This window comes from Lentzea terrae (assembly GCF_003265345.1).
GTDB classification, from domain to species: Bacteria; Actinomycetota; Actinomycetes; order Mycobacteriales; family Pseudonocardiaceae; genus Lentzea; species Lentzea terrae.
On the sequence record NZ_QFWW01000033.1, the window covers coordinates 35,853 to 43,390 of the forward strand.

The following is a 7,538-nucleotide window of genomic DNA, read 5'->3' on the forward strand; positions in this document are numbered from 1 at the left end:
TATTAGTCCAGTGTGAACGGTGACGACGAGTTGGAGGAGCTGGACGAGGACTCGCTGCACAACAGCGAGGCGCTGCCTACGAGCCGGCCGAACGCGCTGGTGATCGGGGCCAGTGAGACCGCACGGGGTGGCGTGCTCTGGCTACCGGTCGCCGGCCTCCTCGCGTTGTGCGGCAGGAAGAAAACCGCGAAACGGGCGCTGACTGCGGCTGCGATCGCGATGCCGATCGGCCACCTGATCAGCGTGGTCGTCCACCGGCGCAGGCCGCCTGCCGCCAACATGCCCGCACGGCAGGCACTTCCCGAGCACCCCGACTCGTCGTCGTTCCCCTCCAAGCACGCGGTGACGGCTGCCGCGTTCGGCACCGCCACCGCGCTGGAAGACCGCAAAGCCGCTGTTTTCGTGACGCCGCTGGTGCTCCTCGTCGCCTACAGCCGGCTGCGCACCCGAGTGCACTGGCCCACCGATGTGCTGGGCGGCCTGGTGATCGGCGCACTGGTGGCGCTGGCTCAGGCGGGGATCGGCCGTTCCACCAAGGCCTGAGCGACGGCGTGGAGGTTGGCGGCCATCGTGCGGCCGGTGTTCTCCGACCACTCGTGACCCTCATCGGTGTCGGAATAGCTCGGGCCGGGGCCTGGGCCGCGGTTCCAGTACGTCCACGCCTGGCCGGGGATCGTGTAGCCGATGTCGCCGAGCCCGCCGGCGATCTCGCTGATCACGTGGTGCGCGCCGTCCTCGTTGCCGGTCACCACGACGCCCGCGACCCGGTTGTACGCCACCGGGCGGTCCTCGTCGTCGGTCTCGGAGATCATCGCGTCCATCCGCTCCAGCGCCCGTTGCGCGAGCGAGGACGGGTGCCCGACCCACGTCGGCGTTGCGACCACCAGGATTTCGGCTTCCAGAAGTGAGGCGTGGATGCGCGGCCACTCGTCGCCCGGCCCGAGGTCAGTGGTGACGCCCGGCGGAATGTTGTGGTCCGCCAACCGGTACGTGGTGACCTCGACGTCCTTCTTGGTCAGCTCGTCGATCACGACCTGGGCGAGCAGGTCGGTGTTGGACTGGTCGGGCGACTTCTTCAGGGTGCAGTTGAGCACCACGGCACGCATCAGGGCTGCCTCCACTTCTCGTCGTCGAGCATTCCGCTGGCCTGCGGGCCCATCAGGGACATGCCGCCGTCGACGACGAACGACGCGCCCGTGACGTAGCTGGCGGCGGGGGTGGCGAGGAACGCGACCACGGCCGCGACCTCGTGGGCGTGACCGGGACGGCCGAGCGGCACGCCGGGCCGCGGCTGGGTGCGCGGGTCGACGTCCTCCTGGCCGGTCATCGGTGTCGAGATCTCGCCGGGTGCCACGGAGTTGACGGTGATGCCGTGCTCGGACAGTTCGAGCGCGAGCACCTCGGTCAGCGCGCCGAGCCCGGCCTTCGCGGCGCAGTAGGGCGCGGCGCCCACGCGCGGCAGGTGCTCGTGCACCGAGGTGATGTTGATGATCCGGCCACCGCGCCCGGCGGCGATCATCCGCTTGGCCGCGCGCTGACTGCACAAGAACGCGCCGTCCAGGTCGACGGAGATCACCTCGCGCCAGGTGTCGAACGGCATGTCCACGACCTTCTGGCTGCTACCGGTGCCCGCGCAGTTCACCAGGACGTCCACGCCGCCCAGTTCGTCGGCGAGCTCGTCGACCACGGCGGCCGCGGCGGGCAGGTCGGTGAGGTCGAGCTGCCGGACGGCACAGCGCGCGCCGGCCTCGCGCACCTGGTCAGCGGTTTTCGCGGCACCGTCGGCGTCCTCGTGATACGTGATGCCGACGTCGACGCCACCGCCCGCGAGCGCGACGGCGATCGCCTTGCCGATGCCCGAATCCGATCCTGTCACCACGGCGTAGAGAGGTGCGTTCATGAAACCCGTGTACCCATCGGGGTCGCGTGCATGCGGAGCCCGAAGTGGTTCAGGGTCTTGGGCAGCGGGGCGCTGAGCGTCGGGAACGAGAGGTGTTCGCTGAGCGCGTCGAGCATCGCGCTGCCGGTGGCCAGCACGAGGTCACGGCCGGGGCACACGCCGGGGCCACCGCTGAACGGCACGATCGCCGGATCACGAGGCCGGTCCCAGATCTCCGGCGCGTACTCGTCCGCGTACGGCAGGCGGTCCTCGTCGCGGTGGAAGAACGGCGTGAACACGACGATCTCGGTGTTCGCCGGCAGCCAGGTGCCGTGCCAGCGAGTGGGTTTCGTGCTCTCCCGCAGGATGACCGGCGTCGTCGGCCACAGCCGCGCGGACTCCAGGATGCCGTGCGTGCCGCGGGCGCCGATGGCCAGCGCGCGCATGGTGACGATGCCGGCCGCGTCGAACGCGAACAGCCAGTGCGGCACCTGACCGGACAGGTCGTCCGGGTACGCCGCGAGGCTGCCTTCCTCCCGGCGCGCGAGGTGCTCGTCGAGCTTGCGCTGGAAGCGTTCCCGCAGGCCGCGCTGCTTCGGGTGGAGGAAGGCCCAGTTCGCGTTCTCCCGCAACGCCTTGAGGTCGTCGGTGAGCTGGTCGTCGTCGCGGGCGTGGTTGCCGAGCACGACCCTGCGCACGATCCGCCACCACGCCTGGCTGAAGGAGTCCCAGGTCAGCTCGCCGGTGCTCATGACGTGCCTGGTGAGCAGGTCGGCCTCGTCCCGCACGATCGCTTCGACCGGAACGTTCTCCGGCCGCAACGCCCGTTCGTTGAGCTCGCGCCGCCGTTCGCGGGCCTCGCCTTCGGAGATGAGCACGCCGTGCGGCTGGAAGTGCCTCAGCGCGGCCTTCTTCTCCTTGGTGGCCAGCGCGAACGGCTCCGGCGACTCGGTGAGCAGCCGGCCGACGTCGGCGGGGTCGACCAGGACGGCAACGCTGCGTCCGGTGATCCTGAGTCGCACGGGCTCTGGCCCGTACCGGTCGCGCAGATGCCGCATCGTGTCGATCGCGGTCGCGTCCGCCTGCAGCTTCTCGGAGAAGGCCATCACGCCCGGCCTGCGGACGATGACGCCCTTCGCGAGCGTGGGGAGCAGCACCGTCGCGAGCACGCGCGTGGTGTCGAGTCGTGAAGAGATCGCCATGAGGGTCGGCTACCCCGAGTGTTGTGGCCGCCAACCTTCACCGCGTGTTCGACGCTCAGCAGGGCACCGCGAGATACCCGTCTGACCGCCGAACACGGGGCAAAGGCTGGCGGCCACAACACTTGCCAACTGCGTGTGAACCGCCCTGACCGGGGGTATTCGCGGTTCAGCTCGAACCAGGAGGTCGTGATGCCAGCGGGATCGAACGCGAAACGTGAACGCCAGTACGAACACATCAAGGACTCCGCCCGCAGCCGTGGCGCCTCACCCGAACGGGCGAAGGAGATCGCCGCGCGCACGGTCAACAAGAACCGCGCCCAGTCCGGCGAGTCCAAGACCGCGAGCAAGTCGTCCACGAACGACACGTCGCCGCAGAAGCGCGGCGGGCAGCGGTCGGGCACCAACAGGCCCAAGGGCCTGACCAAGGAGCAGCTCTACAACGAGGCCAAGAAGAAGAACATCAAGGGCCGCTCCACCATGACGAAGAAGGAGCTCGCCAACGCACTCGGACGCTGAGGTGGACCCAGAAATGGACCGAGCTTCGGCGTTGACGATCCTCACCACCGAGCACTACACGCTGCAAATGGTGCGCACCGCGAACATCGCGGACGCGACCGGCCGCGCGGGACATCTGCTCACCACCATCTCCGCGTCGATGATCGCGCTCGGGTTCGTCGCCCAGGTCGTGCCGCCGCGGGTGCTGCTGACGCTCATGGTGGTGATCTGCGGCGGCCTGTTCCTGATCGGCCTCGCCACGCTGTTCCGCGCGGTCGAGCTGGTCATCGAGGACGTGCAGGCAGGCTTGGGGATCAACCGGATCCGGCACGTCTACGTCGACCTCGAACCGTCCACTCGGGACGTCTTCGTACGGCAGCTGCACGACGACACGGCCGGCGTCGAGGCCGACGCCGGCCAGACCGGCTGGCGCAACGCGCGCCGGCCGAGGCTGATCGGCACCGCGCTGACCGTCGCCGGGTTCGTGAACCTCGTCAACGGACTCGTCGCGGGCACCATCGCTGGCGCGGCGGCCGGTCTGCTGAACGCGAGCCTGACGTGGTCGATCGTCATCGGCGCGCTGGTGTCCGTGGCGGTGATCAGCGCGTTCGGCGTGGCGCTCGGCCGGATCGGACGACGCGGCGTCGCACCCATCGCCACGCGCTATCCGCGCAACCACCCGAACTGAAGGAGAACCACCGTGAAGTACGACGTCGTCGACCTGATCATGCAGGACCACCGCGAGGTCGAGCGCCTGTTCGCGGAGCTGAAGAACAACCCGGAGAAACGGCCGCTGCTGACCCCGGTCCTGTGCGGCCTGCTCGTCGCCCACAGCCGCGCCGAGGAGACCGAGGTCTACCCGGCGGCGAAGCAGGAGGCCGGCGAGTCCGACGAGGTCGAGCACAGCCAGGAGGAGCACGCCCAGGCCGAGCGCCTGCTGGCCGAGCTGCTCGACTGCGAGTACGACTCACCCGCCTACGACGCCAAGCTGCGCGAGGTCGTCGACGCGGTCACCCACCACGTCGAGGAAGAGGAGAAGACGGTGCTGCCGGGCATCAAGCGGCGGCTGAGCGAGGACCGCCGGCACGAGCTCGGCGCGAAGTTCGCGCACGTCCGGGCCGACCACCTCGGCGACATCCCCGGCCAGGCGAGCCGCGAGGAACTGCTCGCGCAGGCACGCAACCTCGGCCTGGAGGGTGCCACGTCGATGAGCAAGGCGGAGCTGCAGAAGGAGATGCAGAAGGCCGGCTCTAAGTAGCCGACCGGAAGTCACGGGACGACGGCACCAGCGCGGCCAGCGCGGGCGCGGCGAAGCAGACCACCGCGCAGACGCCCAGCACCGCGCTGGTGCCGAACTCCGCAATGGCAGGTGCGATCAGCGCCAGGCCGAGCGGTGCCAGCCCGTAGGACAGCAGGAAGTCCAAAGAGGACACCCGCGCGAGCTTCGCCGGCTCGACCTCGCGCTGCGTCGCGGTGAACCACGGCACGTTGAACAGGTCGAAGCCGAGCCCGGCGACCGCGTACACGACGATCAACACCAACGGGTGCACCGGCAGCAGCAGACACAGCGGCGCCAACCCGTACAGCGCCAGGCCGAACAGGCCGGTCCACCCGGTGGCGCGCGGGCGCCAGCGAGCCATCAGCGCGGCGCCGGCCAGTGCACCGAGGGTGAATGCGGTGAGCGCACCTGCGAGCACCGCCTCTGTGCCGTAGCGGTCGCGGCTGACCAGGGGGAGCATCACGCTGGTCGCCGAGTAACCGGTGGCGATCACCACCGACAGCGCGCCCAGCCCCGGCAGGAACCACGGGTGCCTGCGGGCCTCGCGCACGCCGTCCAGGAACTCGGCCACGAACCCCGCACCGCTCGGCGGCGCCGTCAGCCCGGAACCGGTCGGCGGCACCAGGGCCGCCACCAGCCACAGCGCGCCGATCGCCAGCAGCAGGTCCTGCGTGCTCAGCACCAGAGCGAGCAACGCGGTCAGACCGGGCGCCACCAGCGTCGTCACCCGGATGGACATGGTCATGAACGCGTTGGCCTCCTGGCGTTGCCCGAGGCCGACCACCTCGGCGGTCAGCGCGGAGAACGCGGGACGGCACGCGCCCTGGCCCGCTCCCATCGCCGCGGCCGCGACGGCCGCGAGGACCAGCGAGTTGCCCACGAAGGCCGCGAGCACCGGAGCGGCGATCGCGGACGTCATGCCGGACCACAGGACGACCCGGCGGCGGACGTAGCGGTCGGCCAGCACGCCGCTGATCGGGACCGCGGCGAGGAAACCAGCGGTGCGTGCGGCGAGCAGGATGCCGAGTTCCACCGCTGTCAGCGACCTCGACAGCACCGCGAGGCCCAGCACGAACGGGAGCGCCCAGGTCGCGATGCCCGACGCGGTGGTCGCCGTCCAGAGGCGGAGGAACTCGGTGCTGCGCAGCACTGAGGGGGTGCGCACTGCGGTGTCGTGGACCACGTGCCCGTCCTTTCCGGAGGAACGTTGCCGTGATCTCGATGGTTTCGTTCGTGCTCGCTGTCCGCATAGGTGTGGACACGAGTTGGCCAGAGATTGGCCGGTCCGCAGGCGTGGCGGAGGCCCGCCAGGTGGCGTAGTAACCGATGGGCCGATCGTGCGATAACCAGGCATGAACGGTCTCGGGTTGGTGGCGGTCACCGGCGCGACGGGGCGCCAGGGCGGCGCGGTCGCCCGGCACCTGCTCGCGGACGGCTGGCGGATCCGGGCGCTGACCCGTGATCCGTCGTCGGAGAAGGCTCAGGAGCTGGCGGCGGCCGGAGCCGAGGTCATGCGGGTGGACATGGCGGACATCGCCACGTTGCGGCCCGCGTTCGCCGGGGCACACGGCGTGTTCAACGTGCAGAACCCGATGAAGTGCGGGTTCGACGAAGAGGTGGTGCAGGGCCGCAACGTGGGCGACGCGGCGGCCGAGGCGGGCGTGCGGCACGTCGTGTACGCCTCGGCCGGCCCGGGAGAGAGCGGGACCGGGGTCCGCCAGTGGGAGAACAAGCTGGTCATCCGGGCGCATTTCGAGTCGCTGGGCCTCCCGCTGACGGTCCTGCGGCCGATGGCGCTGATGGAGCTGATGACCGACAAGGACTTCTTCCCGCCGGTCGGCGTGTGGCACCTGATGCCGAAGCTGATGGGCGGCGACCGCCCGGTGCCCTGGCTGTGCGCCGACGACCTCGGCGCGGTGGCGGCACGGGCGTTCGCCGAGCCGGACCGGTTCGTCGGGGCGGACCTCAAACTGGCGTCCGACGTGCGGACGATCGACGAGTGCCGGGCGCTGTGGCGCGCGGTGCACGGGCGGCCGCCACGGCGTTTCCCCATGCCGATCTGGTTGTTCCGGAAGTTCACCGGTGACGACCTGCTGGTGATGTGGCGGTGGCTGCGCGGGCGGCCGGTCGAGACCGACGGTGCGGCGACGCTGGAGATCGTGCCGTCCGCTCGGTCCGTGCGCGACTGGCTCAGCTCTCGCGCTCGGTAGCGGCGAGGGCGTCCTCGGTCGGCTGGTCGGGCGGTGTGTGCTTGCCGCGGCGCAGGATCGAGAAATGCGCCTCGTCGCGCATCCGCTCGACCATGTGCGGGTAGTGCAGCTCGAACGCCGGTCGCTCGGACCGGATCCGGGGCAGTTCCTTGAAGTTGTGCCGCGGTGGGGGAGACGTGGTGGCCCACTCCAGCGAGTTGCCGTAACCCCAGGGATCATCGCGTCCGGCCGGTTCGCCGTACCGGTAGCTGCGCACGATGTTGTAGAGGAACGGCAGCACCGATGCGCCGAGCACGAACGCGCTGACCGAGGAGATCGTGTTGAGGGTGGTGAACCCGTCGCTGGGCAGGTAGTCGGCGTAGCGGCGCGGGAAGCCCTGGTTGCCGAGCCAGTGCTGCACCAGGAACGTGCCGTGGAAGCCGAGGAACGTGGTCCAGAAGTGCAGCTTGCCCAGGGGTTCGTTGAGCATGCGG

At 70.2% G+C, this 7,538-nt stretch carries 10 protein-coding genes; 5 read left to right on the forward strand and 5 right to left on the reverse strand.

Going from position 1 to position 7,538, the window contains the following annotated elements:
* Nucleotides 1-12 precede the first annotated feature (12 nt).
* Nucleotides 13-543 carry a phosphatase PAP2 family protein gene (locus tag DI276_RS41210; protein ID WP_112274162.1) on the forward strand — a complete coding sequence of 177 codons (531 nt, stop codon included), beginning with the start codon at nucleotides 13-15 and terminating at the stop codon, nucleotides 541-543.
* Here the strand turns inward: DI276_RS41210 and DI276_RS41215 are convergent.
* Genes DI276_RS41215 through DI276_RS41225 form a run of 3 tightly spaced genes read right to left on the reverse strand, consistent with a single transcriptional unit; the run spans nucleotide 510 to nucleotide 3,081 of the window.
* The gene (locus tag DI276_RS41215; protein ID WP_112274352.1) at nucleotides 510-1,106 is read right to left on the reverse strand and encodes a flavodoxin family protein; all 597 of its coding nucleotides are present in this window, start codon (nucleotides 1,104-1,106) and stop codon (nucleotides 510-512) included. The genes DI276_RS41210 and DI276_RS41215 overlap by 34 nt on opposite strands.
* Nucleotides 1,106-1,900: an SDR family oxidoreductase gene (locus tag DI276_RS41220; protein WP_112274164.1), complete on the reverse strand. Its 795-nt coding sequence runs from the start codon at nucleotides 1,898-1,900 to the stop codon at nucleotides 1,106-1,108. Before DI276_RS41220 ends, DI276_RS41215 begins: the two co-directional genes overlap by 1 nt.
* On the reverse strand, nucleotides 1,897-3,081 hold the full coding sequence (locus tag DI276_RS41225; RefSeq protein ID WP_112274166.1) for a cytochrome P450: 1,185 nt from the start codon (nucleotides 3,079-3,081) through the stop codon (nucleotides 1,897-1,899). The genes DI276_RS41220 and DI276_RS41225 overlap by 4 nt, the downstream gene beginning before the upstream one ends.
* 189 nt (nucleotides 3,082-3,270) lie before the next feature.
* Here DI276_RS41225 and DI276_RS41230 point away from each other — a divergent pair, with 189 nt between their 5' ends.
* Genes DI276_RS41230 through DI276_RS41240 form a run of 3 tightly spaced genes read left to right on the forward strand, consistent with a single transcriptional unit; the run spans nucleotide 3,271 to nucleotide 4,834 of the window.
* The gene (locus DI276_RS41230; protein WP_112274168.1) at nucleotides 3,271-3,597 is read left to right on the forward strand and encodes a plasmid stabilization protein; all 327 of its coding nucleotides are present in this window, start codon (nucleotides 3,271-3,273) and stop codon (nucleotides 3,595-3,597) included.
* Between the two features lie 13 nt (nucleotides 3,598-3,610).
* On the forward strand, nucleotides 3,611-4,264 hold the full coding sequence (locus DI276_RS41235) for a hypothetical protein (RefSeq protein WP_112274170.1): 654 nt from the start codon (nucleotides 3,611-3,613) through the stop codon (nucleotides 4,262-4,264).
* A 12-nt stretch (nucleotides 4,265-4,276) separates the two neighbouring features.
* Entirely contained in the window at nucleotides 4,277-4,834 is a 558-nt protein-coding gene (locus DI276_RS41240; protein ID WP_112274172.1) for a hemerythrin domain-containing protein, read from the forward strand.
* Here DI276_RS41240 and DI276_RS41245 read toward each other — a convergent pair.
* Entirely contained in the window at nucleotides 4,827-6,038 is a 1,212-nt protein-coding gene (locus DI276_RS41245; protein WP_232837273.1) for an MFS transporter, read from the reverse strand. The two genes, DI276_RS41240 and DI276_RS41245, sit on opposite strands and share 8 nt — an antisense overlap.
* A 169-nt stretch (nucleotides 6,039-6,207) precedes the next feature.
* Between DI276_RS41245 and DI276_RS41250 the strand changes: the two genes are divergently transcribed.
* Nucleotides 6,208-7,065, forward strand: coding sequence for an NmrA/HSCARG family protein (locus DI276_RS41250; protein ID WP_112274176.1), 858 nt, complete (start codon nucleotides 6,208-6,210; stop codon nucleotides 7,063-7,065).
* Here DI276_RS41250 and DI276_RS52780 read toward each other — a convergent pair.
* Nucleotides 7,046-7,538, reverse strand: a 493-nt coding sequence (locus DI276_RS52780; RefSeq protein ID WP_232837274.1) for a cbb3-type cytochrome c oxidase subunit I, incomplete at its 5' end; no start/stop codon positions are given. The two genes, DI276_RS41250 and DI276_RS52780, sit on opposite strands and share 20 nt — an antisense overlap.

Excerpts from the sequence above, each read along its gene's own strand:
- DI276_RS41235 (WP_112274170.1), top strand. The coding sequence starts at position 3,611 with ATGGACCGAGCTTCGGCGTTGACGATCCTCACCACCGAGCACTACACG.
- DI276_RS41215 (WP_112274352.1), bottom strand. The coding sequence starts at position 1,106 with ATGCGTGCCGTGGTGCTCAACTGCACCCTGAAGAAGTCGCCCGACCAG.
- DI276_RS41225 (WP_112274166.1), bottom strand. The coding sequence starts at position 3,081 with ATGGCGATCTCTTCACGACTCGACACCACGCGCGTGCTCGCGACGGTG.
- DI276_RS41230 (WP_112274168.1), top strand. The coding sequence starts at position 3,271 with ATGCCAGCGGGATCGAACGCGAAACGTGAACGCCAGTACGAACACATC.
- DI276_RS41250 (WP_112274176.1), top strand. The coding sequence starts at position 6,208 with ATGAACGGTCTCGGGTTGGTGGCGGTCACCGGCGCGACGGGGCGCCAG.
- DI276_RS41220 (WP_112274164.1), bottom strand. The coding sequence starts at position 1,900 with ATGAACGCACCTCTCTACGCCGTGGTGACAGGATCGGATTCGGGCATC.